The organism is Burkholderia sp. ABCPW 14, assembly GCF_001523835.1.
GTDB classification, from domain to species: Bacteria; Pseudomonadota; Gammaproteobacteria; order Burkholderiales; family Burkholderiaceae; genus Burkholderia; species Burkholderia mayonis.
Genome location: NZ_LOVS01000055.1, coordinates 1 through 24,394 on the forward strand (window position 1 = coordinate 1; position 24,394 = coordinate 24,394).

The window sequence follows — 24,394 nt, forward strand, 5'->3', positions numbered from 1 at the left end:
CTGGCGGATCAGACGCCGGATGAGGCATACTTCGCGACGCTGCCTGCGATCAAATCGGCAGCATGATTGCCTCGGACGTTCCACTTAAAAATCTCAGAAAACTGTCCGAACGAGCGAAGCCACCTCTGTGTAGTTGTCGTCAACAGCACGGTCGGTTTGTCCGCACTCCATCACGATCGACCGCTGATGACACTTGGGACGGCGGTCTATTCGATGCCTGGTATGACCTGGCAGGGAAGTCTGGACAGTTTCTGGCAACAGGCTGAAGGCCCAGACACGGCACTGTATCAGGCGTTCATCGACTATGTGATCCGCCATACTCAGATTAACGGCGATTTCTACAGCCGCTCGGGCATCGCGATGGCGGTAGCCGGTGCGGTTCGCCGTCTTGAGGCGGCCATGTCTCCGTTTGCTGCCGGACAGACGTCCGTATCCTCCGAGCCAAGCTTTTTGCCCCAGCAACATATACTGCCTCCTCAATTGAAAGAGGCCGCTCGTGGCTAGTGAACTCGCAGGATACGTCGACCGATGACTGCGCGTTCTTCTCGCTGCATAGTGATCACCGGCGCCAGCGCGGGGCTCGGCGAAGCGCTCGCCAGGTGTTATGCCGAACGTGGTGTGGCGTTGGGGCTTGTGGGGCGGAACGCGACGCGTCTCGAAGCTTGTGCGCAGCTCTGTCGCGATGCCGGGGCTGAAGTGGTCACTGTGATCCTCGACGTGCGTGATTCCGAGAAGACGCGGAAGTGGTTATCGCGCCTCGACCAGTCACATCCAATCGATCTCTTAATCGCGAATGCCGGCGTTGCGAGTACCCTTGCATCGTCTGGCGAATGTGAAGACTTTGCACGAATAAGCGAAGTCATGGACACGAATTTCTACGGCACGATGCACACGATTTTGCCGGTTCTTGCGCGCATGCGTAGACGTGGGCGTGGCCAAGTCGCACTCGTCAGCTCGCTCGCCGCGCTGCGCGGCATGGCGATTTCGCCCGCCTATTGCGCGAGCAAGGCAGCGATCAAGGCATATGCCGATTCGGTCCGTCCGTTGCTTGCGCGCGACGGCGTCAGGCTGTCCGTGATCCTGCCGGGCTTCGTGAAGACCGCGATGAGCGACGTGTTCCCGGGCGACAAGCCGTTCCTGTGGTCCGCCGACAAGGCGGCCGCCCACATCCGCGCCAAGCTCGCAGCCGGGCGCGCGGAGATCGCGTTTCCGGGGCTGCTCGCGTTCGGCATGCGTTTGTTGCCGCTGCTGCCCGCTACGCTCGCGGACGCGATCCTCGGCAGGCTGTCGTATCTGCCGCGCGAGGAGCGCTAGCGTGGGCGGCGGGCTCGCGCTCACCTTCTCGATTGCGGCCGCGCTGTCGTTCGCCCTCGATGCGCTCGCGATGCCGCGCGCGCCGTGGCGTCGGCCGCCGCCGGCCTTCGCGCTGCACGTGCTCGCGTTCGCGTTCGTCGGCGGCTGCGTGCTGTTCGTCACCGCGCGCGTGCTGTTCTCGGCATTCGTCGCCGTCGCGCTTGTCGGCCTGATGGCGGTCGTCAGCAACGCGAAGCATGAATCGCTGCGCGAGCCGTTCGTGTTCACCGATCTGAGCCTCTTCAGCCAGTTGTTCTCGCATCCGCGCCTGTATCTGCCGTTCCTGAGCGCGGGCAAGGTTGCCGCAATCGCGGTCGGGATCGCGCTGCTCGCGGCCGGCTATCGGGCCGAGACGCCGCTCGCGCCGCGGCCGTTCGGCGCGGCGGCGGCCGCGATCGCCGCATGCTTCGTCTGCGGCTGCCTGCTCGCGAAGCGCCTGACGCTCACGCTCGACGCGAGCGTCGACCAGCGGCGCAACGGCTTCTTCGCGACGTTCGTCGCGTATCTGCTCAACGGGCTGCGGCCGGCGACGCTGCGCGCGTTCGAGCGCGCGGCGGCGGCGAGTCCGTTCGCCGACGGCCGGGCCGCCGCGTACCCGGATGTGATCGTGATCCAGAGCGAATCGTTCTTCGATGCGCGGCGCGCGGCGAGCGGCATCGAGCCGTCGCTCTTCGCGCATTTCGATCGCGCGCGGCGCGAGTCAATGTTTTACGGCGAGCTTGCGGTGCCCGCGTGGGGCGCCAACACGATGCGCACCGAGTTTGCGATGCTGACGGGGCTCGCGTCGGAGCGCCTCGGCTATGCGCGCTTCTATCCTTACGCGTTCCTGCGCCGCGCCTGCGATTCGCTCGCCGGCTGGTTCAGGCGCGGCGGCTACGGGACGGTCGCGATCCATCCGTATTACGCGGACTTCTTCGGCCGCGACCGCGTGTTTCCGCTGATGCATTTCGAGCGCTTCCTCGACATCCGGCATTTTGCTCGCGCGCCGCGCGCCGGCCCGTACGTGGCCGACGCGGCCGTCGCCGAGGCGCTGATCGCCGAGCTCGACGCACCGCGCGCCAAGCCGCTCTTCGCATTCGCGATGACGATGGAGAACCACGGCCCGCTGCATCTGGAGACGGTGGAGCCCGGCGAATCGCGCGCGCGCCATGCGTTCGGCGACGGCGCCGAATGGCGCGATTTAACTGTTTACTTGCGTCACGTCGTAAATGCGGATGCAATGATCGGGCGACTGCTCGAGCATCTGCGCGCTCGGCGGCGTGACACGGTCGTGTGCTTTTATGGCGACCATGTCCCGGCGCTGCCGCATATTTTCGGTAGGCTGGGTGTCGCGCCCGAGCGCAGCGACTACTTTATCTGGCGGAATTTCGGAACCCCGGACGCCTGTCGGCGAGATGCGCGTGTCGAAGAGCTCGGTTCGATCCTGCTTCGCGCGACCGAAGCGGAAGAGACGGGCAGCCCTGCGACGAATGCATCGGAAAAAACGACACAACGATGAATGTAAAGATTGCAATTGTTGGGATGGCGTGTCGCTTCCCCGGTGGCGTGGAAAGTCCGGACGCGTTCTGGAGGCTGTTGTGCGACGAGCGTGACGCGGTCACCGAGGTGCCCGCGGAGCGATTCGGTACGGACTTCTATCGACATCCGTCGAAGCGCGAACCGGGTAAAAGCTACACGTTCGCCGCGGGCGTCCTGGACAATGTTGCGGGTTTCGACGCAGCGTTCTTCGGCATTTCGCCGCGCGAGGCGACGCAGATGGATCCGCAGCAGCGCCTGCTGCTCGAACTTGCGTGGGAAGCGTTCGAGGATGCCGGCGTGCGTCCCGCCGACATGCGCGGGCGCAACTGCGGCGTGTACGTCGGCGTCGCGAGCCCGGACTACGGCAATCGCAGCATGGACGACCTGAATTCGGTCGATCCGTATTCGGCGACCGGCAACACGCTCAGCATCGCGTCGAATCGCGTGTCCTATCTGTTCGATCTGCGCGGGCCGAGCATGTCGATCGACACCGCATGCTCGTCGTCGCTCGTCGCGTTGCACCAGGCGATCCAGGCGCTGCAATCGGGCGACGCCGAGTTCGCGCTCGCGGGCGGCGTGAATCTGCTCGCGCATCCGTTCGGCTTCGTCAGTTTCTCGAAGGCGTCGATGCTGTCGCCGCGCGGCCGCTGCCGCGCGTTCGACGCGACGGGCGACGGCTACGTGCGCGCCGAAGGCGGCGCGTTCGTGCTGCTGAAGCCGCTCGAGCGCGCGCTTGCCGACGGCGACACGATCCACGCGGTGATCGCGGGCTCCGGCGTGAATTCGGACGGCTACTCGCCGGGCGGCATCAGCGTGCCGGGCGCGGCGACGCAGGCCGCGCTGCTGCGCGACGTGTACGGGCGCGCGGGCATCGATCCGCGTTCGCTCGTCTATCTCGAAGCGCACGGCACCGGCACCGCGGTCGGCGATCCGATCGAGGCGCGCGCGCTGATCGAAGTCGCGGGCGCGCAGCGCCCGGAGCACGATCCGCTCCTGATCGGCTCGGTGAAGACCAACATCGGCCATCTCGAAACCGCGTCCGGGATGGCGGGCCTCTTCAAGGCCGTGTGCTGCCTCAGGCACCGCGCGGTTCCGCGCTCGCTGCATTTCGAGACGCCGAATCCCAATATCGATTTCGCGGGCGGGCGGCTGCGCGTCGTCGATCGCTACACGCCGCTCGGCGAACGCGACGCGCCGCTCACGATCGGCGTCAACTCGTTCGGCTTCGGCGGCACGAATGCGCACGTCGTGCTGATGGAAGCGCCCGCAGCCGCAGCGGACGACGGGCAGGGCGACGCGACGAAGCAGAGCGCGCCGGATGTCGACGAGGCCCCGCCGCCGCTCGTCTTGACGGCGCGCGCGCCGCAGGCGCTGGCCGCGCTGGCGTCGCGCTATCTGCAGCGCCTCGACGACGGCTGCGCGTGGCACGCGCTCGCCGCCAACGCGGTGCGGCGCAGACAATGGTTCGAAGCGCGCGCGGTCGTCGCGCCCGCGAGCGTCGCAGACGGCCGCGCGGCGCTCGCCGCGCTGGCGCAGCCGGGCGGGGCGTCGGTGCCCGCGTGCGTCGCGCAGGCGCATGCGGCGGAGCACGAGGCGCGCGTCGCGCTCCTGTTTTCCGGCAACGGCTCGCAGTGGGCGGGGATGGGCCAGGAACTGTACGCGCAAGACGCGGTGTTCCGCGCTGCGCTTGCCGAAGTCGACGCGCTTTGGTGCGCGGACGGCAGCGCATCGCTTGTCGACGTGATGTGCGCGGGCGCGAGCGCCGAATGGCTCGCCGCGACCGAGCACGCGCAGCCGCTCCTGTTCGCGATTCAAGTGGGGATCGTGCGCGTGCTCGACGCGCACGGCGTGCGCTTCGACGCGGTCGCCGGCCACAGCGTCGGCGAGATCGCCGCCGCATGGGCGGCGGATGCGCTGTCGCTCGCCGACGCGGTGCGTGTCATCAAGATCCGCAGCCGCGCGCAGGCGCTGACCCGCGGCAGCGGACGCATGGCCGCGGCGGGCGTCGGCGAGGACGCCGCGCGTGCGCTGATCGCGCAGTTGTCGCTCGCGTCGAGCGTCGAGATCGCCGGCGTGAACAGTCCGCAATCGGTGACGCTCGCGGGCCCGCTCGACGGATTGCAGGCGATCGACGCATCGCTGCGCGCGAACGATCAGTTCTTCCAATTGCTCGATCTCGATTACGCGTTCCACAGCAAGCAGATGGAGCGGATCGAGCCGGTCGTGCTCGAAAAGCTCGCGGGCGTTGCGCCGCGCGCGGGCACGGGCGGCTTCGTATCGACCGTCACGGGCGAGCGCTTTGCGGGCGACGCGCTCGACGCGCGCTACTGGTGGCGCAACATTCGCGAGCCGGTGCGTTTCGGCGATGCGATCGCGCACCTCGCGGCGGACGGCATTCGTTTGTTCATCGAAGTATCGCCGCATTCGATCCTGCGCACGTACGTGAAGCAGACGCTGACCGCGCTCAAGCTGTCCGGCACGACGCTGCCGACGCTCAAGCGCCAGCAGGACGGCGCGCAGATGCTGCGCCACGCGATCGCCTCGGCGGTCGCGCACGGCGCGCGGATCGATCCCGACCGCTTCGCGCCCGACGCGCCGCGCGTCGCGCTGCCGACCTATCCATGGCAGCGCGAGCGCTACTGGCTCGATCCGAGCCCCGAAGGCTACGGCCTCGTCAATCGCCGCCGCGCGCATCCGCTCCTGGGCTACCGGCTGCGCGAGCACGCGTTCGCGTGGGAGAACCAGCTCGATCCCGTGCGCGTGCCGATGCTCGCCGATCACGTCGTCGATGGCGGCGTCACGTTTCCCGGCGCGGGCTACGTCGAGATGGCGCTCGCCGCCGCGTGCGCGTTCTTCGGCACGTCGGACTGCGCGCTCGAGAATCTCGAGATCCGCGCGCCCGTCGTGTTCCAGGGGCAGCAGGCGAAGCTGTTCCGCTTCACGATCGAGCCGCGCACCGCATCGTTCAAGATCGAGACGCGCGACCGGATGTGCGACGCGCCGTGGGTCGAGAACGTCGTCGGCCGGCTGCTCGAGAGCGGCAATACGCTGAAGGCGTCGAGCGCCGTGTCGCCCGAGGCGCTCGCGCGTCTCTTCGCCCAGCCCGCGTCGAGCGCCGACGCGCTGTACGACGGCGCGGCCGCGCTCGGCCTCGCATACGGCCCGGCGTTCCGCTGGGTGCGCGCGCTGAGGATGGCAGGCGACGCGGCGCTCGCCGACATCGCCGCGCCGCAGGCCTGTGGCGACGCCGCCGAACTCGCCGCCTACCTGCTGCATCCGGCGCTGATGGACAGCGGCTTTCATCCGCTCTTCGCGCTGCTCGCGCAAAGCGGCGGCCACGACGCGCGCGCGCCGCACGCGGCATACGTGCCGGTCCAACTCGGGCGCATCGATTTCTTGCGCGGCGATATCGTCGCGCGCGTGCTCGCGCGAATCGAGCGGCGCAATCCGCACTCGATCGTCGCGTCGTTCGAATTCCTCGACGCGAGCGGCGCGATCGTCGCGCGTCTCGCCGCGTGCCGGTTTCGGCGCGTCGACCTCGTCGGCCGCCGGCTGAATCCGCCCGCGCGCTTCGTCTATGCGCTCGACGCGAAGCCGCTGCCGTCGTCGTTCGACGCGAGCGCGCTGCCCGCGCCCGGGCGGCTCGTCGAGAGCGCGATCGCGACGCTCGCGTCGCGCGAAGACCTCGCGCGACGCACGAGTCACCTGACCGAGATGCTGCCGCTCTTCGACGTGCTCGCAAGCGCGTATGCGCTGCGCGCGCTCGATGCGATCGACGTGTTCCGGCAGCCCGTGCCGCCCGCGGACGAGCGCGCGGGGCTCGTCGCGCGCCTTGCCGCGATGCTCGTCGAGGACGGGCTCGCGCAGTGGGCGGGCACGCGTCTCGTGCGCAACGACACGGCGTGCGCGGCGATGCCCGCGCTCGACGAACTATGGCGCGGTCTGCTCGCCGAGTCGCCCGCGCACGTCGCGGAGCTGACGCTGCTCGCGCACTGCGGCGCGGTGCTGCCCGCGGTGCTGCGCGGTGAGACGGCGGCCGCGCAGGCGCTGTCGCCGACGGGCGGCAGTCTCGTCGACCATTTCCACGAAGCGTCGCCGACGTGGGGCCACGCGCATGCGCTGATCGTAGCCTGCGTCGAGCAGGCGCTCGCCGCGCCGGCTGCGCGTGCTCGAGATCGGCGCGCCCGGACGTGACATGCTGCGGCCGCTCGGTGTCGCGCCGTCCGCCGCGCGCTGCGACTACACGATCGCAGGCACGCCGCCGCAGCTCGCCGGCTTCGACGCCGCCGCGCATCCGTCGATGCAGACGGTCGCGTTGCAGACGGGCGAAGGCGCGGCGATCGTCACCGACGACCGCACGCCTTACGACATCGTGTTGATCGATCGCGCGCTCGCTGCGCAGCACGATCCGCTCGCATTCCTGAGCGTCGTGTTCGAGCGCCTCGCGCCGGGCGGCCTCGTCGTGCTCGCGGAGACGCGCGGCAGCCGCTTCGCCGACATCGTGTTCGCGCGCGCCGCAAGCGGCGCGAGCGCGTCGCAGGCCGCGCCGCTCGCGCCGGCCGAGATCCAGTCGCTGCTTTCGCACGCGGGTTTTCGCGATGTCGCGCGCCACCTCGAGCAATCGCTCGATCTCGAAGGCGCGCCGACGTTCGTCGTCGCGCGCAAGCCGGCCGCGAAGGCGGGCGACGCGCGCGAGGCACTCGACGGCGGCGTATGGGACAGCCTCGACACCGCCGCGTATGCGGAGCGGTGGCTCGTCGCGACGGGCGACGACGGCGACGCGGGTGCGGCGCTCGCCGGCGCGCTCGCGCGCACCGGCTGCTATGCGGAGGCCGTGTTGCTGCACCGGATGACCGAGATCGTCACGGTCGCGTCGCCCGCGCAGCCGCATCATCTGGTGTTCGTCGCGCCCGATGCGGCGCTCGCCGCCGACGCCGACGGCGCCGCGATGATGCACGCTCAGCGGACGGGCGTCGTCGCGCTCGCGCGGCTCGTGCGCGAGCTCGGCGTCGTCGATGCGACGGCGAGCGTGCGGCTGTCGGTCGTCACGCGCGGCAGCGCGCCGTTCGCGCTCGATGCGCCGCTCGATCCGGCGCAGGCGGGCCTCTGGGGGCTCGGCCGCGTGCTCGCGAACGAGCATCCCGAATTGTCGTGCCGGCTGATCGACGTGCATCCCGGTTGCGGCGCCGCGCTCGATGCGCTCGTGCGCGAGCTGCTCGCGCACGACGCGGAAGAAGAGGTGCTCCTCACGCCGCGCGGACGCTTCGTGCCGCGGATGCTGAGCGCCGCGCAGATCGACGCGCGCGCGGCCGACGCGATCGGCGAGCAGCCGCCCGCGGTGCTCGCGTTCGACGCGCCGGGCTCGCTGCGCAATCTCGAATGGTTCCCGCTGCGGGCGGGCGAGCTCGAGCCGGACGAAGTCGAGATCGAGCCCGTGGCGACCGGCCTCAACTTCCGCGACGTGATGTACGCGATGGGACTCTTGTCCGACGAGGCGGTCGAGGCGGGCTTCGCCGGCGCGACGATCGGCATGGAGCTCGCGGGGCGCGTCGTGCGCGTCGGCCGCGACGTCGACGGCTTCGCGGCCGGCGACGCGGTGCTCGGCTTCGCGCCCGCGTCGTTCGCGACGCGCGCGCGGACGCGAGCGGCCGCGATCGCGCACAAGCCGTCGCGGCTGTCGTTCGAAGAAGCGGCGACGATTCCGACGACGTTCTTCACCGCGTACTACGCACTCGCCGAGCTCGCGCGGCTGCGCCGCGGCGAGCGGGTGCTCGTGCACGGCGCGGCGGGCGGCGTCGGCATCGCGGCGATCCAGCTCGCGCGCCACTTCGGCGCGGAAGTGTTCGCGACGGCGGGCAGCGACGAGAAGCGCGAGTTCGTGCGGCTCATCGGCGCCGATCACGTGCTCGATTCGCGCAGCCTGTCGTTCGCGGACGAGATTCGCGCATTGACGGGCGGCGAGGGCGTCGACGTCGTGCTCAACTCGCTCGCGGGCGAGGCGATGGTGCGCAGCATCGACACGCTGCGACCATTCGGCCGTTTCCTCGAGCTCGGCAAGCGCGACTTCTACGAGAACAGCTACATCGGCCTGCGTCCGTTCCGCAACAACATCAGCTACTTCGGCATCGACGCCGATCAACTGATGGGCGCGCGGCCCGATTTGACCGAGCGCCTGTTCGGCGACGTGATCGCGCGCTTCGCCGAAGGCGCGCTGCATCCGCTGCCGTATCGCGCGTTCCCGGCCGCGCGCGTCGAGGACGCGTTTCGCTACATGCAGCAGGCGCGGCAGATCGGCAAGGTGCTCGTCACGTATCCGGCGGGCACGCCCGCGCCGACGCGCGGCACGGCTTCCACGCACGCCCTCTCGCTGCGGCTCGATCCGCGCGCCGCATATCTCGTCGTCGGCGGCACGGGCGGTCTCGGCTTCGCGAGCGCGCGCTGGATGGTGTCGCGCGGCGCACGGCACCTGACGCTCGCAAGCCGCGGCGGCGCGCTCGCCGAACCGTTGCGCGACGAAGTCGAGCGCTGGCGTGACGAACTCGGCGTGCGGACGCACGTCATCGCGTGCGACGTGACCGACGCGGCGGCGCTGGCCCGCGCGATCGGCGAGATCGACGCGCGCGGCGCGCCGTTGAAGGGCGTGCTGCATTCGGCGATGCACATCGACGACGGCCTCGTGCGCAATCTCGACGACGAACGCATCGCCGCGGTGCTCGCGCCGAAGGTTGCGGGCGCGTGGAACCTGCATCGCGCGACGCGCGCGCGCGCGCTCGACTTCTTCATCGTCTATTCGTCGGCGACGACCTATCTCGGCAATCCGGGGCAGGCGAGCTACGTCGCCGCGAACAGTTTCGTCGAGGCGCTCGTCGAACAGCGCCGCGCGGCGGGTCTCGCGGGCACGGTCATGGCGTGGGGGCCGCTCGAGGACGTCGGTTTTCTCGCACGCAACGCCGAGACGCGCGAGGCGCTGCAGGCGCGGATCGGCGGCGTGTCGATCACGTCCGGCGAGGCGCTCGCCGCGCTCGAGCGCGTGCTGCTCGCGGGCGACGCGGGCGAGGCCGTCGTGCGGCTCGACTGGCACGCGGTGTCGCGCGGGATGCCCGCCGCCGGCGCGCGCCGTTACGCGCTCTTGCGCGCGCGCGGCGCGAGCGAGCCCGCGCGCGACGGCGGCACGCGGCTGCGCGAGCAAGTGGCCGCACTGCCGCGCGACGAGGCGGTCGGCGTCGTCGAAGACAATCTGCGCGCGCAGATCGCGCACATCCTGCATCTGTCGACCGAGCGGATCGAGCTCGACAAGTCGGTGCTCGAGATGGGCATGGATTCGCTGATGGGGATGGAGCTCGGGATGGCGGTCGAAGAGACGTTCGAGGTCAAGCTGTCGGTGATGTCGATCGCGGACGGTGCGACCGTGCATTCGCTCGCCGGGCGGATCGTCGACATGATCTCGGGCGCGGCGGCCGGCCCGTCGGGCTCGGGCGAAGGCGACGACGCGCGGCTCGCCGCGATCGCCGCGCAGCACGCGCTCGACGGCGACGCGCGCGAGGTACTGAAAGTCGGGGACGACGAGCCCGCCGCCGCCGCGGGCACGCCGAAGACGCTGGTGACCGCATGAGCGCGCCGGCCGGCTGGCAGGCGCGCGAGGGCACGCTCGCGCGCGAGCTTGCGCTGTCGGGCCACGGGCTTCACACCGGGCGGCGCGTGCGCGTGCGGATCCTGCCTGCCGACGCACGCGCGTGTGCGCACGGCGTCGTGTTCCGGCGAATGCAGGACGGCCGCGCGCTCGCGACGCTCGCAGCCGACCCCGCGCTGCGCCGCGCGCAGCCGCTTTGCACGATGCTGCGCAACGCGGACGGCGTCGGCGTGCGCACGGTCGAGCATCTGCTCGCGTCGCTGCTCGCTTGCGAGATCGATCACGCGACCGTCGAGCTCGATGCGGAGGAGGTGCCGATCCTCGACGGCAGCGCGCGGCCGTGGGTCGACGCGCTGCGCGCATGCGGACGCACGGCGCTGCCGGCGCCGAAGCGTTTCATTCGCGTGCTGCAGCCCGTCGTCGCAACGGAAGGCGACGGCGCCGCGCGCCGCGAGATGCGCATCGAGCCCGCCGCGCGCTATGAGCTCAGCGTGCGCAACGACCTGAAAGGCTTCGGCGACATGCACTGGAGCGGCGTGCTGACGCCCGACGTGTTCGCCGCCGAGATCGCGCCGTCGCGCTCGTATGGGCGCGTCAAATGGGCGATCCCCGTGATCGTCGGCGGCTATCTGCGCGGCGTGCCGATCCTGCGCGGCGCGCGGCCGTCGTGCACGGCGTCGATCGTCGGCTCGCGCGTCGTCGGCGGTTTGCGGCAGCCGGACGAGTTCGTCCGCCATCGCGTGCTCGACCTGATCGGCGACCTCGCGCTCGCCGGTGCGCCGCTGCTCGGCCGCGTGTCGGCGTTCCGGCCGAGCCACGAGATGAACTTCCGGCTCGTCGAGAAACTGCTGTCGACGAATGGCGCATGGGAATGGGCCGAGTTCGTCGCGTAATATGTGGTCTTCATTGACGAAACAGGCGAACGGTTCAGATGGGATTGGGTGATCACCTGCGCCAGCAACTCGCGGCGAAAGCACTGAAGCGGCAACTGGATCGCGTCTCCGACGACGGCGACGCGCGCCGTGCGCCGCCTTCCGCCGCCACGCACGCGACAAGCGATCCGCGAAGCTGGTTCGAGGCGATGCCGCAGTACCAGCAGGTCCGGATCATCCGCGAGATGGGCGAGAAGCTGCGCGTCGAATCGCCGTTCTTTCGCGTGCACGAGGGCGTCGCCGGCGCGACGACGCACATCGGCGGCCGCGAATACCTGAACTACGCGAACTACAACTACCTGGGCCTCGCGGGCGACCCCATCGTGTCGGCGCGTGCGAAGGACGCGATCGACCGCTACGGCACGTCCGCGTCCGCGAGCCGGATGGTCGCGGGCGAGCGGCCCGTGCAGCGCGAGCTCGAGCGCGGCCTCGCGACGTTCTACGAGACCGACGACTGCGTCGTGTTCGTGAGCGGCCATGCGACGAACGTGACCGTGATCGGCTCGCTGTTCGGGCCGGGCGACCTCGTCGTGCACGATGCGCTCGCGCACAACAGCATCGTGCAGGGCGCGCAGCTGAGCGGCGCGAAGCGCCTGAGCTTTGCGCACAACGATTGGCGCGCGCTCGACGCGTTGCTCGCGCGCGTGCGGCGCGAATACCGGCACGTGCTCGTCGCGATCGAAGGGCTCTACAGCATGGACGGCGATCTGCCGGACCTCGCGCGTTTCGTCGAGATCAAGCAGCGCTACGGCGCGTTCCTGATGGTCGACGAAGCACATTCGCTCGGCGTGCTCGGCAAAGACGGCAAGGGCATCCGCGAGCACTGCGGTGTGCGTTCCGCCGACGTCGATCTCTGGATGGGCACGCTGAGCAAGGTGCTCGCCGGTTGCGGCGGCTTCATCGCCGGCTGCCAGCCGCTCATCGACATTCTTCGCCATCTCGCGCCGGGCTTTCTGTACAGCGTCGGTCTGTCGCCCGTGCTCGCGGCCGCGTCGCTCGCCGCGCTCGAACGCCTGCAGGCCGAGCCCCAGCGGATCGCGACGCTGCGCGAGCGCGGGCTGCAGTTCCTCACGCAGGCGCGCGACGCCGGCCTCAACACGGGCACGAGCGAAGGCTATGCGGTGGTGCCCGTCATCACGGGCAGCTCGCTGAAGGCCGCGCAATGGGCGAACGCGCTCTTCGACGAAGGCATCAACGTGCAGCCGATCTTCTATCCGGCCGTTGAAGAGAAGGCTGCGCGCCTGCGCTTCTTCATTTGCTCGACGCACGAGCCCGAGCAAATCGAGCGCACGATCGCGGCGCTCGTGCGGCTCGCACGCTGAAGCGCCGATGACGCGCCGGCCTGTCGACGGCGATCGCAGCGATCGCGGCGCTCCGGGCGAAGCCGCGCGGCGCATGTCTTCGTGGCATTTTCGCGCGGCCGCCGCGAGCGATGCGCATGCGTGCGCGCTGCTCGTATTCGAATCCGGCGTAAGGGAATTCGGCTACTTCCTCGGCGAGCCGCCCGCGCGATGCATCGCATTTCTGGCGTTCGCATTCGCGTCGAAGTACGGGCGCTTTTCGTGGCGGCGTCATCGCGTCGCGGTCGCCGGGGACGGCGCGGTCGGCGCCGTTCTCGCCGCGCACGACGGGCGCTCGACCGCCTTCGACGATCTGCACGTTGCGTGGATGCTGCTGCGCTTCTTCGGCCCTGTGCGCACGATCCGGATGCTGCTGCGCGGGCTCGTGCTCGAAAGCGAGCTGCCCGCGCCGAAGCGCACGCAGACGCTGGTCGCGCATTGCGCGACCGACGAGCGCGTACGCGGCTGCGGCGCATTCAGCGCGCTGTTCGACGATGCGATGCAGGCCGGCATGTTTCGTGCGGAAGCGGGCAGGGATGTCGTGCTCGACGTGCTGACGAGCAACGTGCGTGCCCGCGCGCTCTACCAACGCCTCGGCTTCGTCGAGATGCCGCGTTCGCGTCCGCGGTCCGCGCGCCTGCCGCGCGAGCTCGCGTCGATTCGGATGCGCTTCGGCGGCGCGCCGCGGCAATCCGCGTTGCGCGCGCAGTCGACGCGCTGAGCCGGAAAATCGGCGGCGTTCGCGCACGGCGAACGCGCGATGCAGCGTGCATCACGCCGACGACGGTTTTCAAGGATGGCCAAGCAATCGACACGATCGCGCGCGATGCCGATGCGACCGCATCGAAGGCGACGGGTATTGCGTTGCGTGAACGATCGCGCAAGCGGCGCTGCTCACACGGAGCACAGTGCGCACACGCCACATCGACCGCGTCGCTCACTTCAGATTCCAGCAGCGCCCGTTGAAATACGCATCGACGGGCACGTTCTGCTCGGACGTCATCGCATTGCAAAGATTGCCGCCCGTCGCGAAGCTGGCCGCGCCCTTCGTCGGAATCAGCTTCAACGCGCGCCCGTTCCACGTCGGTTTGATCGTGCTGATCTTCGCGCTGCCGGTCAGCATCACGACGGGCGCCGTGTGCACGTCGAGCGTCGCGGCGCTCGCGATCGCGGCGGGCGCGGTGTCGATGCCGAGATTCGACGACACGATGCTGTTGCCCGTCGGTGCGCCCGCGATCGGAGTCTTCGAGCCGCTGAAATCGTTGCCGCTGATGAGCCCGCCCGCGTTGTCGCCGGCAAGCACGATCCCGTGCTGCGGCGCCGCCTTGAAGAGCCCGCCGCAACTGCCGCCGAGCTCGGAGCCGCGCACTGCATACGAACTCACGCTCGGGCCGTACACGATGTTCGCCGCCGCGCCGTCGCCGCGTCCGTTTCCGCAGAAGCGGCTCGCGTCGAACGTGACGAATGCGCCCGCCCTGACGTTCGCGCCGTTCGACGCGCCGTTGTAGTTGCGCAGCCCGTTGAAGTGAATCTCCGATACGAGCCCGCCGCCCGTGTTCTTGATCAGGATGTTGTCCGACTGCGCGGACGCGGTCCAGCACGCGCTGCATTCGAGACCTTCGACGCGTCCGGTCGGCGCGCCCGTATCGATCTCGAGTGCGTTCACGGCGTTCGTGTCGCCGACGTACGTGTTGTTCAGGCTCGCCCACGCGACCCATTGATTTGCGCCGGGGACGATCTGCGTGCCGATCTTCGTGAAAAGCATGTCGGATTCCGATACGAGGAGGCCGCCCGCGTCGAGAACCTGCATCGCGACGTCGCCCGGCTGGGCGCGATCGCCGATGACGATCGTGTGCGCGATGCGCGCGTCGACCGTCTCGGCGTGCGCGGTGAGCGCGCCGACCCGGATTCCGATGCTGCCCGCGCCCTTGACGCCGTTGACGATCGTCTGCTCGACGAGCGCCTGATTGCCGTTCAGATCGATGCCGACGAACGGCCCCTGGATATAGACGCCGGCGATCACGGGCGCAACGACGTTCTTGACCGCGATCGTCGCGCCGCGCGAATTGGCGCCCGATGCGGACGCGTCGATGTAGAGGTCGCGGATCGCCGAGCCGTTGCCGGCGAGCGAGATCATCGGATTCAGGTTCGCGGCGCCGGCGGACAGGCTCGCGCGCTGCCCGCGGGCGCCGGCGAGCGCGACGTTCTCCGGCACGGTGATCGTGCCCGTGATCACGCAGCGCGTGCTCGACAGCGGCAGGTTCACGACGGCGGGCGCGACGCTCGCCGCATACGCGAGCGCGCGGTTGAGCGCCGCCGTGTCGTCGTTCGAGCCGTTGCACCGCATCCCGAAATCGGCGCCGTTGATGATGTCCGCGAGTTTCACCGCGAGCGGCCGCGGCACGCTGCCCGCGCCCTTTTGCTGAAAGCGCATTTCTGCCGGCGCGTCGATCGGCGGGCGGCCGGCCGTGGCAGGCGGCTTGCCCGCGGCCGGATTGTCCGCGAGCAGCGCGGCGGACGGGGCGGCCTGCGCCGCCGCGAGCGCGGGCAGCACGCTCAGCGAGGCCAGCACGGCGAGAGCGACGAGAGCGGCTTTTGTCATGTTGCGCTTCCTGTGCACGGGGTGGGAGGCGATCGCGGCGGCGCGCGATCCGGAGCGGGACGACGGCGCTTCGTGATGATAGGACAGCCACATGTCGATGGACCGTCGACACGCATCGGCGGGACCCGTCGCAGGCGCGCACGCGGGCGCTGGTGCTGGTGCTGGTGCTGGTGCCGACAGGGCGCGCGGTCGCCGTTTTCGCGATGCCGTCGCGGTATCGAGACCGACTGATGCGAGCCGGCGACATTCGCGAAAAACGACGCGATTCCGACAAATGACACGCCGAGTTTTTATGTCAGAATTTCGCAGAATCGAGATCAATGCTCGCGGCGACATAAGAGGGGATTTCCCACCATGAAGGAGCAACGGCAGGTTTTTGCTGGCCGCGTCATTTTCGATCATCTGCCCAAGACAGCCGGGCAGGCGGTCAATGCGTGGCTGAGCAAGGCGTTGGGCGCGGGCTGCGTGACGCCGAACCTGATCGGAAGACATCGTGACTTGATTCGGCGCTACGGCGGCGAGTATTCGGTCATTTCGGCCCACATCTCGTTTCAGGGGACGGGGCTCGATCCGCGGTATCAATATTTGACATGCTTACGCGAGCCGATCGACCGCGCGATTTCATGGCTCTTTTTCCTGATGAATAACCACGAAGCCGAGCAGTTGCCGGAGCTCTGGGAGCAGGCCGGGCGGTTCGCCGCGCTGCCTGACGATCCTGACGAGAATTTCAGCGCATCGGTCGAGCGCTCGTTCGAACCCGAGTTCGTCAAGGACATCAGGAATCCGTACGTCGAGCATTTCGCTGCGATTGCCGGCGTTCGTCCGCGCACGGACGACGAGAAGATCGCCGCCGCCCTCGCGAGCGTCGAGCAATACGACGTGTGGGGGTTTTACGAGGAGATGCCGGCGTTTCTGTCGGACGTCGCCGCACTGATCGGACTATCCGCGCCGCAGCGGATCGACAAGGTGAACGCGACGCGCGTGCGGCCGGACGTCGGACAGATCACGCCGTCGCTGCGCAAGCACCTGGAAACGCTGAACGCGCTCGATATCGAGTTCTACCGCGTGCTGCGCGAGCGCCGGCAGCGCGAGCGTGCGCATCGCACGATCGTCGCCGCACCCGGGGAGGTCGCCCGCTGGCAGCCGTACGAGCCCGTGACGAGCCGCGCGTACTCGATGCCGGAGTTCTCGCTCGTGTCGGCGACGCTCGAAGGCGGCGATACGTATTCGCACGGGCAGATCCTGCGCTTCTCGATCGTGTTCTCGATCGACGTCGACGTCGCCGAACTGGGCATCGGCATCCAGATCATGGACGGCGACGAGCGCTGGGCGTTCGGCAGCAGCAATTCGCTGCTGAACCGGCCGCTCGTCGGCTTGATGCGCGGGACGTACTGCATGCGCTATTACCTCGCCGCGAATCTGCCGGACGGGCAGTACGTGGCCGGATTCGTGTTCTCCGACAGCCGCGACGAGCGCACCAACGAGCTCGCCTACTACGAGAAGCTCGTGCCGTTCCAGGTCGCGATGCCGCGTGCGGCGCCGAGCGTCGGCTACATGAGCCTGCCCGTGGATTTCGACTGCCAGCGAGTGGGCGACGTGGTGTCCGTCACGCTGCGCGACACCGCGGGCCGGCTGCAAACCGAGGCGGTGCTGGGCCAACTGACGGTCGGCGAGACATTCGATTTGCCCGTGTGCCTGGAAAACGCGTCGGCGCAGACCTGGGTCAGCTCGAGCCTGAATCCGATCCACCTGTCGTATCGCTGGCTCGACGACGCCGGCCGGGTCGTCGCATCGGCTCCGGAGCCAGAGCTGGAGCCGATGCCGCTGCCCGTCAATCTCGTCGCGCCGGGAGACGCGCTGGCGCTGCCGATGCGCATCGTCGCGCCGAGCGCGAGCGGCCGCTATCGCCTCGTCGCGATGCCGGCAGTCGATGGTCAGCGCGGGTTCGACGAGCATGGATTCACGCCGCTGTCGCTCGAATTCACGGTGACGGACGCGAGCGTCGCGAGAGTCTATCGAGGCGCCGACATCCGGCTGTATACGCAGATCGGTCTGCGTGAAGCCGGGGCGATGGAAAGCGCCGGGCAAGAGGGCTTCCTGCTGTTCGGGCCTTATGCGTCGCTGCCGGCGGGACACTACGTCGTGAGCCTCGAAGGCCGGTGCGACACGCCGGACGGCGGCTGGATGGACGTCACGTGGGATCGCGGCGCGCAGGTGCTGATGCGGCACGACGTGACGTCCGGCGAGAAGAACGGGCCGATCGCCGAGTTCGATTTCGAGCTTGCGTCGTCGATCAGCGATCTGGAGGTTCGCGTGTGGGTGCCGACAGGGGCGAATGTGCGCGTCGATACGCTCAGGATCGAGCCGCTCGCGAATCAGCAAGCGGACGCAGGACTCGCGGTGGCCGTCGGCTGAGTTCGGCAACGTCCGGCGCGCGATGCGCCGGCCGGTGCCGCATCGCATGACGAAAGGCGCATGCCGGGCGTCAACGCGAACCGTTTTCGGCGCGCTTCGGCGACGCCGCGTGCCTGAAATCGCGCACCCGCACGAACGTCACGTAGTTCGAATCATGCTGGCTCTGCGCGCCGCCTTCGCTGTCGTCGAACGCCATCCGCACGACCGCGACGATGTCGTCGCCTTCGAATTGCCAATCCGCGTACTGGAAGCCATGCCGCAGGCGGTCCGCGCTTTGCAGCAGCACGCGCTCGACGGTCCAGTGGCGCAGATCGGGTGACGACGTGAGTGCGAGCGTGTTTCTCACGCGCTCGAGATTCGCCGTGCCGTCCGCGTTCGGCACCGCGTTCGCGAGCGACCAGTAGCGTTCCGAGCGGGGATCGAACCGGACCGTGAATTTCTTGCCGCCGCCCGGAAAGTCGACGAAGTCGCGCGCGGGATCGAACGACAGCGACCGGCCGTCCGCACGCACGTGGACGAGCGCCGCCATCTCCGGACCGTGCTTCGTGTTCACGCGCAGCACGATCGCCGGGTCGCGCTCGCCCGTCGAAACGACGCTGCCTTCCTCCCACGCCAGAAAGTTGTTGTCGAGCCACGAATGGTCGGACGGCAGCGGCTTGGTCGCGCGCCAGTTGCGCGTGTCGAGCAGGTCGCGGTCGACGGGCGCGGACAGCACGAGCGAGCGCAGGTCGCCGCCTTCGATGACTTCGAATGCGCGCCACACGCGGCCGCGCTCGACGAGCACCGGCACCGGCCCTGTGATGTAGCGGCCGGTAAGCGCGAAGCGTCCGGTCTGCGCGTCGCTGGGCGTCGTCCATGTCGCGCCGCCGTCGGTCGAGCGGCGGATCACCGGCGTGCCCATCGAGCGATCGGTGCCCATCAGGTAGAGCGCGCCGTCGACGACGAAGAGCGACGACCAGTATTGACCTGCCACGACGCTCAGCTTTTCCCAGGTCTGCCCCTCGTCGTGCGACGCGAACACGTGCACCTCGTCGGGCAGCGCCGACGGTCCGAACATGTCGTGCGACGCGACGTAGGCGCCGTCCGGCAGGATCGCGAGCGACGGCGAGCCGAGGAACACGCGCGTCGCCGCCGCGCTGTGCGCGATCACGCTGCCGGGCGGCGCGGCAGGCGGCACTTGAGCGGCCGACGATGCAACGACGCACGCGCAGAACAGGCCGGCCAGCATCCAACGGGTTGTCATCGATATTCTCCTTTGCGAATCGGCACGCGCGCGGCGGCAGACGCTAAGGGCACGATGCGCCGGTCGCGCTCAGCCGGCCGGTACCGGGCCGCTCGCGGCGCTCGGGCGAACGTTCGGCGTGTCCGGCGGCGACGACGAACATCAACAGCGTGAGCCACAGCATGCCGTATAGCGCGTGGAACTTGAAGAGCAGGAGCGGCAGTAAATACAGCAGGTAGCGTCGGCGGCCGCGCTGACGGAACAGCATGAACAGCGTGCCGAAGAACGCGGCGACGCCGACGATGCCGGTGCTGAACAGCAGATACACATAGAACGAGCTGTCGCGCACCTGATAGCCGCGCAGATGCGTCTTGCCGACGTTGTTCCGCTCGTCCCAGAAGAGGCCGGTGCCGAACACGTCGGCGAGCGCGTCGCGCGCGCTCAGCTCGCGCAGCACGAGCGTGCGGCTGCCGACCGCGTCGTAATCGGCGGATTGATTCACGCGCTGGTCGTACACGCCGTACATCGCCGGCGCGATCGCGATCGCGACGGCGACGATCACGAGCTTGATCCGGATCGGCGTGCGTCCTGCGAGGAAATGCACGCCGAACAGCAGCGCGCAGATGATGATTGCCGCGATCGAGAACGACAGCAGCGCGGTCGCGACCGCGACGATCGCCGCCGCCGTCATGCGCCGCTTCGCAAGCAGCAGCACGACGCCCGCGGGTACGACCGTCATCGCGTAGAACGACGGCTCCGAGTAGAGGCCGAGCGCGCGGATCGAGATGAGGCTGTCGCTCAGCGCCTTCGTCGCGTAAAGCGCTTCCGAATCGCTTTCGCGAACGTAGCTGTCGAAGTCGATGAAATGTCCGGAGATCAGGTAGCAGCCGAGCTGAACGACGAAGAACGCGGCGTGCACGTAGATCAGCGTTTCGCATGTCCGTTCGAGCGAGCGCATCGACAGCACGCCGCTTGCGAACAACCAGAACGCGAGCGCGATGTAGGTTTCGATCAGCACGAACTTGACGTAGAAGTTCGCGTAGAAATCGCCGAACGCCGACACGATGAATGCGACGCTCACGCTGAGCATCCAGTATGCAGCGATGGCGGGCAGACGGCGCTGGCGCGCGAACAGCGTCGGCGCGCGGAACAGTGCGAGGATGGCGATCAGCGCATAGGCCGTGAAGGTTGCGCGCACGCTGAAAGCGTTTAGCGAGAAGAAGCAGGCGCTGGCGGCGAAGAGCAGGGTGGGAACGCTCGTGCGTCGCATGGAAACTCCGTTGTTCGTGAGCGGCGCGCGCATCCCCGAACTGCATCGCTCGAAGGTGGCGCGTCGAACGCGCGTGCGCCGCGCGGCGCGCTGCCGAGGCGAGGCCGTCGGCACGCACGCACTCGGTACGGACACTGCCGTCGCGCGTGCCGCCGACGCCTGTCGCGCGACTCTTTCGCGTGCGTCTTCGTACGCGTCATACGCCGACGGCGCGCTTCGCATGCAGTGCGAAATACGTCGTCGGCCCGCTTCGGGCATCGATGCGGCACGGTGCCTGGGAGTATAGCGACGCGTGCGACGTCGCACGCGCCCCTGTCCGATTGAGACAGGGTGTTGGCGATCGGCGCCTAACCTTGGGCGCAGCCGCCGGTCACCATGGGAGTTGACGGCACAGGAACGGCGAATACAGCTCGATCGCCGACTGAATCGGCGCGTGCCTGCCGTAGGCAATGGCCAGCACTGCCAGCATCGAAACCGACGCGTAGGGCCGCAAGCGCGGCGATACGGCCGGCGTCCCCTTCCAGCGCACGAACGACAGCGTGACGAGCGTGCCGACTGCCCAGCCCGCGATCACTTCGGACGTCGTATGCGCTTCGTCGAACACGCGCGCCGTGCCGATCAGCGCGGCGAGCGCGAGACCCGCCGTCAGCGTGATGTCCGTGCGCAGCCATTGCAGGCCGAGCAGGAGCGCCATCGGCCACACCGCCGATGCGAGCATCGTGTGGCCGCTGACGACGCGGAAGTCGATCGCGCGAATCTGCACGCCGCAGCCCGCATAGAGGATCTTCGTCAATCCGACGACGAGCATGCCCGCCGCGAGCAACGTGAGCCACGACATCGCGTGACGCCGCTCGGGCGACGAGCGGCCGAGCCACGCGCAGCAGACAGCGGAAAGAGGAAGAGTCAAGGCGGCATCGCCGAGATCGCTGATGGCAGACCACATTGCTTGCATTCGCTTGGGAAAAAACGCCTTATTGTAGAGGGATGACGCGAATGGCTGCAGTTTCGTGCGACGAAAGCGCATGCAGTGGCCGCATTTGTTCGATCGGCGCACATCGTGTTAATTCATGCGTGTGGCGCACATAGCGGGTGTAAATGAAATTGCCGAACCGCGTCGACCGCGCCCAGTGTGCGCGATGTGAAATTTGCTTCGGCCGCCCATTATCGAAAAGTGTGAGATCGATATCGAAAAAATACGCAACGATATTCGCGGACCGGTAATGGAAGATCAATTCCAAATGTAAAAAGACATGCGATCCGGAGATAAATTCGATAGAGTCGTCGCTGCGGCGACGTATGCGGCGCACTTCCCGGTGCGCGATTCCGTCATATTCATCCGACAAAAAATAACCGCGCGGCGTGGTGACGAGAGGCCGCGAAAGCGGTGGAGCTGCAGACCCATCGAACCCGAACGACACGCCGGATTCGCCTGTACGGTGGATGGGGTGCAGTATCTGCGGCGCCCGCACAAATCCGCCGTCTTTATCGGCAGCTTCGCATGCAGGCGATGATTCGGTTGCCGAATGATTGTCCGAAATCGACTAGCCCGCAAGCGCCTTTCGGCGCAAAGCTCGCGCCAAATCGAATTGACGCGATGGATAAATGGCGGAATCGGCATCCAGATTTAATCCGCCAACATTGCATCGTAATCGGACAGAAAGGTTGTTGCATCTATTTGAAGGAATATGATGCGCTGCAGAATGGACATTGCCGAATGAGTGGATGAGTGGAAAGGGCCGGCGGGATGGAATGCGCGTTCAACATTGGTCGGATGGGAGCACACGTGAGTCGTGGTGCAGCTTTCGGAGGCGTGTGCTACCGAAAAGGAATCGCTGTCGTCTTGTTTGAAAGCTTTTCGTTGATGCAGGCGGGTCGCATGGCGGAAATATTCAATCTCGCCAATCGCATTCGACACGCCGGCGCGGAACCCGGCGGCGATTACGAAATGCTGCTGCTGTCGGCGAAGGGCGGTGCGGTGTATTCGTCGTCCGGCATACCCGTCTGGACCCAGCCGCTGCATGAGCGCGCGATCGAAAGCGTGCATGCGATCTTCGCGATCGGCGAGCCGGATGCGGTCGATCGCGACGACGAGAAGGTATCCGATTGGTTGTGCTGCGCGCGTGCCCATGTCGGAGCCTCGAGCGGCACGAAGCGCCTGATGGGACTCGCGAACCGCGAGCGCGGCGATGCGGCGGCGGACGACCTGTCGATCGACGCGATGCTATCCGGCGCCGCATCCTCCGGAAAATCCCGCCCGACGGCGGCGGAACGCGCGGCATTCTCGGCCGCGTTGGCGATCATTCGGCACGATTGCGGCGATGGCCCCGCGCACGAAGTCGCGGAGTGCCTATGTCCGGCGATGAACGCACGGCCTGCCGAGTCGGCGTTTGCGTCGCGCGAGGCGCGCGCGAGCAAACTGATTCGCGCGTCAGTCCAGCAACTGCGCGACAACAGCGCAAACCGCATTTCGATTGCCGACACCGCGCATGCAGCGGCGATGAGCGAACGAAATTTCCTGAGGCGGTTCAAGCAGGAGATCGGCGTGACGCCGTCGGAGTTCGTGCAGAGAGTCCGGCTCGAACACGCGCGCCACATGCTCGTGCACACCGATCTTCCGGTCGACAAGATTGCGCGGCGCACCGGTCTCGGCAGCGGCGATCGCCTGGCGAAGCTGTTTCGTCAGCATCTGTCGATGTCGCCGACCGAATATCGCGCGATCGAGCGCAGCCGCGGCTCGGACGCGGATCTCGCATGCACCGACTTCGTCTCGCACCTGAGCACGTCGGTTTCATAACAAGCGGTACGCCGCGTCCGTCGTTTCATCCCCAACCCGCGTTTCGCCGCGCTCACGTGCGAAGCCGTGGGCGACGCTCGATCGACTTCGGGCGACGAAGGCCGGACGTCCGTCAATTCGGGTTCGGATTCATTGATGATGCGATGTGCGAGACGCGGGCATATCGGGCATGAATGTAGAAGTACGAAACAATTTATTGACGAAACGCAATCGAGGTTCACCTATGCCAGCGCTATTTCCCCGAGTCGTCGACATTGCGTTGATCGTAATCGGCGCGTTTCTCCCGATTCTGATCGAGGCGTCCGGCAGTTCGCACGCGCAGATCTTCGACGGATCGCTGGTGGCGTTCGCCGCCGCGCTGTCGCTGTCGGTCTTTCCCGCGTGCGGGATCTACGAGACGTCGAAGCGACGCTCGCCCGCGCATCTGATCAGCCGCACCGCACTCGCCTGGCTCGTCGTGCAGGGCGGCACCGTCGCGCTGCTGTACGTGCTGCGCCGTGCGCAGATCCTGTCGAGCGCGTGGTTCGTGTACTGGACGGTGACGAGCGGCATCGGGCTGCTGATCTTTCGCGCGGTCACGCTCGCGATCTTCGGCCTCGTCGAGCGCGCGAGCCGCAAGGTGAAGGCCGCGACGTTCGACCAGATGGGGCACGTCGCGCAACGCATGAGGACGTCAGGCGTCGCGAAGCGGATTGTCAAGCGCGCGTTCGACGTCGCCGCGGCGTTGTGCCTGATCGCCGCGCTGTCGCCCGTGCTTGCGGTGATCGCGCTCCTCGTCAAGCGCGACGGCGGGCCGGCCGTGTTCGGACACGTGCGGATCGGACGAGACGGCCGCCGCTTCAAGTGCCTGAAGTTCCGCTCGATGGTGATGAACGCGGACGCGGTGCTGAAGGCGCTGCTCGAGCGCGATCCGCAGGCGCGCGCGGAGTGGGAGCGCGAATTCAAGTTGAAGCACGACGTGCGGATCACGCGGATCGGCCGCTTCCTGCGTCGCAGCAGTCTCGACGAGCTGCCTCAATTGCTGAACGTCGTGAGGGGCGAGATGAGTCTCGTCGGGCCGCGACCGATCGTCGAGGCCGAGCTTGCGCGCTATGGCGACGATGTCCGCTACTACCTCGCGGCGAAGCCCGGCATGACGGGGCTGTGGCAGGTGAGCGGCCGCAACGACACCGATTACGCGACACGCGTTTCGCTCGACGTGTCGTACGTGAAGGAATGGTCGCTTCGCCGCGACCTGTACATCCTGTTGAAGACGGTCAACGTGGTCCTGCGCGGATCGGGCGCGTATTGAATGCCTTCCGCGCGACGATCGGCGGCC

13 protein-coding genes and 2 pseudogenes are annotated in these 24,394 nt (G+C 68.0%); 10 read left to right on the top strand and 5 right to left on the bottom strand.

Features of this window, described 5'->3' with window-relative positions:
- Positions 1 to 129 precede the first annotated feature (129 nt).
- The 7 genes and pseudogenes from WS62_RS37955 to WS62_RS07505 all read left to right on the top strand — a co-directional run.
- A pseudogene (locus WS62_RS37955) lies at positions 130 to 396 on the top strand (capsular polysaccharide export protein, LipB/KpsS family); the annotation flags it as partial.
- 132 nt (positions 397 to 528) lie between these two features.
- On the top strand, positions 529 to 1,314 hold the full coding sequence (locus WS62_RS07480; RefSeq protein ID WP_066569607.1) for an SDR family NAD(P)-dependent oxidoreductase: 786 nt from the start codon (positions 529 to 531) through the stop codon (positions 1,312 to 1,314).
- A gap of 1 nt (position 1,315) precedes the next feature.
- Positions 1,316 to 2,851 (top strand): LTA synthase family protein, encoded by a 1,536-nt coding sequence (locus WS62_RS07485; protein WP_082720781.1) that lies wholly within the window; start codon positions 1,316 to 1,318, stop codon positions 2,849 to 2,851.
- Positions 2,848 to 10,483, top strand: a pseudogene (locus WS62_RS07490) (SDR family NAD(P)-dependent oxidoreductase). The gene WS62_RS07485 and the pseudogene WS62_RS07490 overlap by 4 nt, the downstream one beginning before the upstream one ends.
- Positions 10,480 to 11,394, top strand: a complete 915-nt coding sequence (locus tag WS62_RS07495; protein ID WP_066569614.1) for a UDP-3-O-acyl N-acetylglycosamine deacetylase — start codon at positions 10,480 to 10,482, stop codon at positions 11,392 to 11,394. Before WS62_RS07490 ends, WS62_RS07495 begins: the two are co-directional and overlap by 4 nt.
- Before the next feature lie 38 nt (positions 11,395 to 11,432).
- Positions 11,433 to 12,755 (top strand): aminotransferase class I/II-fold pyridoxal phosphate-dependent enzyme, encoded by a 1,323-nt coding sequence (locus WS62_RS07500; protein ID WP_066569616.1) that lies wholly within the window; start codon positions 11,433 to 11,435, stop codon positions 12,753 to 12,755.
- Positions 12,756 to 12,762: 7 nt separating this feature from the next.
- A complete protein-coding gene (locus WS62_RS07505) occupies positions 12,763 to 13,494 on the top strand; it encodes a GNAT family N-acetyltransferase (RefSeq protein WP_066569622.1) in 732 nt (243 codons plus the stop codon).
- 216 nt (positions 13,495 to 13,710) lie between these two features.
- On the opposite strand, the gene WS62_RS07510 is transcribed toward WS62_RS07505, so the two are convergent.
- A complete protein-coding gene (locus WS62_RS07510) occupies positions 13,711 to 15,375 on the bottom strand; it encodes a hypothetical protein (protein WP_066569987.1) in 1,665 nt (554 codons plus the stop codon).
- 354 nt (positions 15,376 to 15,729) lie between these two features.
- Between WS62_RS07510 and WS62_RS07515 the strand changes: the two genes are divergently transcribed.
- Positions 15,730 to 17,790, top strand: coding sequence for a hypothetical protein (locus WS62_RS07515; RefSeq protein ID WP_066569624.1), 2,061 nt, complete (start codon positions 15,730 to 15,732; stop codon positions 17,788 to 17,790).
- A gap of 70 nt (positions 17,791 to 17,860) precedes the next feature.
- Here WS62_RS07515 and WS62_RS07520 read toward each other — a convergent pair whose 3' ends face one another.
- The 4 genes from WS62_RS07520 to WS62_RS37310 all read right to left on the bottom strand — a co-directional run bounded on the left by WS62_RS07520 (position 17,861) and on the right by WS62_RS37310 (position 21,700).
- Entirely contained in the window at positions 17,861 to 19,033 is a 1,173-nt protein-coding gene (locus tag WS62_RS07520) for a sialidase family protein (protein WP_066569633.1), read from the bottom strand.
- A gap of 43 nt (positions 19,034 to 19,076) precedes the next feature.
- Positions 19,077 to 20,282 carry a hypothetical protein gene (locus WS62_RS07525; protein WP_066569988.1) on the bottom strand — a complete coding sequence of 402 codons (1,206 nt, stop codon included), beginning with the start codon at positions 20,280 to 20,282 and terminating at the stop codon, positions 19,077 to 19,079.
- A 370-nt stretch (positions 20,283 to 20,652) separates the two neighbouring features.
- Positions 20,653 to 21,225 carry a phosphatase PAP2 family protein gene (locus tag WS62_RS07530; RefSeq protein ID WP_066569990.1) on the bottom strand — a complete coding sequence of 191 codons (573 nt, stop codon included), beginning with the start codon at positions 21,223 to 21,225 and terminating at the stop codon, positions 20,653 to 20,655.
- Between the two features lie 28 nt (positions 21,226 to 21,253).
- Positions 21,254 to 21,700 (bottom strand): hypothetical protein, encoded by a 447-nt coding sequence (locus WS62_RS37310; protein ID WP_197422789.1) that lies wholly within the window; start codon positions 21,698 to 21,700, stop codon positions 21,254 to 21,256.
- Positions 21,701 to 22,143: 443 nt separating this feature from the next.
- On the opposite strand from WS62_RS37310, the gene WS62_RS07535 reads away from it, so the two are divergent.
- Positions 22,144 to 23,076: a helix-turn-helix domain-containing protein gene (locus WS62_RS07535; protein WP_066569992.1), complete on the top strand. Its 933-nt coding sequence runs from the start codon at positions 22,144 to 22,146 to the stop codon at positions 23,074 to 23,076.
- Between the two features lie 223 nt (positions 23,077 to 23,299).
- Positions 23,300 to 24,367 (top strand): sugar transferase, encoded by a 1,068-nt coding sequence (locus WS62_RS07540; protein ID WP_066569634.1) that lies wholly within the window; start codon positions 23,300 to 23,302, stop codon positions 24,365 to 24,367.
- Positions 24,368 to 24,394 lie beyond the last annotated feature (27 nt).

Excerpts from the sequence above, each read along its gene's own strand:
- WS62_RS07500 (WP_066569616.1), top strand. The coding sequence starts at position 11,433 with ATGGGATTGGGTGATCACCTGCGCCAGCAACTCGCGGCGAAAGCACTG.
- WS62_RS07530 (WP_066569990.1), bottom strand. The coding sequence starts at position 21,225 with ATGTGGTCTGCCATCAGCGATCTCGGCGATGCCGCCTTGACTCTTCCT.
- WS62_RS07520 (WP_066569633.1), bottom strand. The coding sequence starts at position 19,033 with ATGACAACCCGTTGGATGCTGGCCGGCCTGTTCTGCGCGTGCGTCGTT.
- WS62_RS07505 (WP_066569622.1), top strand. The coding sequence starts at position 12,763 with ATGACGCGCCGGCCTGTCGACGGCGATCGCAGCGATCGCGGCGCTCCG.
- WS62_RS07515 (WP_066569624.1), top strand. The coding sequence starts at position 15,730 with ATGAAGGAGCAACGGCAGGTTTTTGCTGGCCGCGTCATTTTCGATCAT.
- WS62_RS07540 (WP_066569634.1), top strand. The coding sequence starts at position 23,300 with ATGCCAGCGCTATTTCCCCGAGTCGTCGACATTGCGTTGATCGTAATC.
- WS62_RS07495 (WP_066569614.1), top strand. The coding sequence starts at position 10,480 with ATGAGCGCGCCGGCCGGCTGGCAGGCGCGCGAGGGCACGCTCGCGCGC.
- WS62_RS07535 (WP_066569992.1), top strand. The coding sequence starts at position 22,144 with ATGCAGGCGGGTCGCATGGCGGAAATATTCAATCTCGCCAATCGCATT.
- WS62_RS07510 (WP_066569987.1), bottom strand. The coding sequence starts at position 15,375 with ATGACAAAAGCCGCTCTCGTCGCTCTCGCCGTGCTGGCCTCGCTGAGC.
- WS62_RS07525 (WP_066569988.1), bottom strand. The coding sequence starts at position 20,282 with ATGCGACGCACGAGCGTTCCCACCCTGCTCTTCGCCGCCAGCGCCTGC.
- WS62_RS07480 (WP_066569607.1), top strand. The coding sequence starts at position 529 with ATGACTGCGCGTTCTTCTCGCTGCATAGTGATCACCGGCGCCAGCGCG.